The sequence below is a fragment of the Bartonella sp. AC130YNZD genome, from assembly GCF_042196865.1.
GTDB lineage: Bacteria > Pseudomonadota > Alphaproteobacteria > Rhizobiales > Rhizobiaceae > Bartonella.
Genome location: NZ_JBHIQZ010000155.1, coordinates 1 through 697, shown reverse-complemented (window position 1 = coordinate 697; position 697 = coordinate 1). Strand labels below are relative to the sequence as shown.

1 protein-coding gene is annotated in these 697 nt (G+C 42.2%); it reads right to left on the bottom strand.

Annotated features, from left to right (window positions below; translation table 11 throughout):
- Positions 1-190: 190 nt before the first annotated feature.
- Positions 191-604 (bottom strand): hypothetical protein, encoded by a 414-nt coding sequence (locus ACFINU_RS10240; protein WP_375667721.1) that lies wholly within the window; start codon positions 602-604, stop codon positions 191-193.
- Between the last annotated feature and the right edge of the window lie 93 nt (positions 605-697).

The following is a 697-nucleotide window of genomic DNA, read 5'->3' as shown; positions in this document are numbered from 1 at the left end:
GCAGAAGCGATCCCCTCTTGCAAATGATTGACAAAACGCACAACAAGAGAAATATCCATGATCGTCTCTTATCCTAACTGATGGCTTTCATATTCTTGTTGTTTCAGGCGTGCGAGTTCTTCTCGATAGGCAATCACATCCAGCCAATCCATCTGGTTAATCTCTGAAGGCACCCAGTGATAATAAAGGGCTAGTTCTGCCCCAAATTGTCTGGCAGAGAGGATTGGCGTTGCGTAAAAAAAGCAAAAAAAGCCTTCAATATTGCGACAATATCCATCACATCAACTCGATCAATCAATTCAATAGATTCATGTGACATATCAGCCAAAAGTGCTGTGATGCCTTCTGTTGCCTCACTTGTGAACAAAACTTGAGAAAGCTTCGTGATAAGCACATCATTGCTCAAAGTGGTTTTTTGCTCTCCAAACTCAGGAAGCAGCAGCTCTGTCAATTGTGGTCCAATGAGCACCGCTAATTGCTTGGCATGCTTAAAAGTGGGGCGATAAAAGGTCAGTTTCTTGCATAGAGATTCTTTGCCACCTTTATCTTGATAAAGAAATGGAACCTGCAATTCCACGTCAATGCTGGTTTGTAAACTTGTCATGATCAATTCCTATAAATTGAGAACCCTATCAATAATGAGAGCTTATAAGTTGAGAATAGAGCGGCGGCGAGAACCGATCTCTTGCCCATTGCG

What these genes read in the sequence shown, in the direction of transcription:
- ACFINU_RS10240 (WP_375667721.1), bottom strand. Translation starts at nt 604, where the DNA reads ATGACAAGTTTACAAACCAGCATTGACGTGGAATTGCAGGTTCCATTT.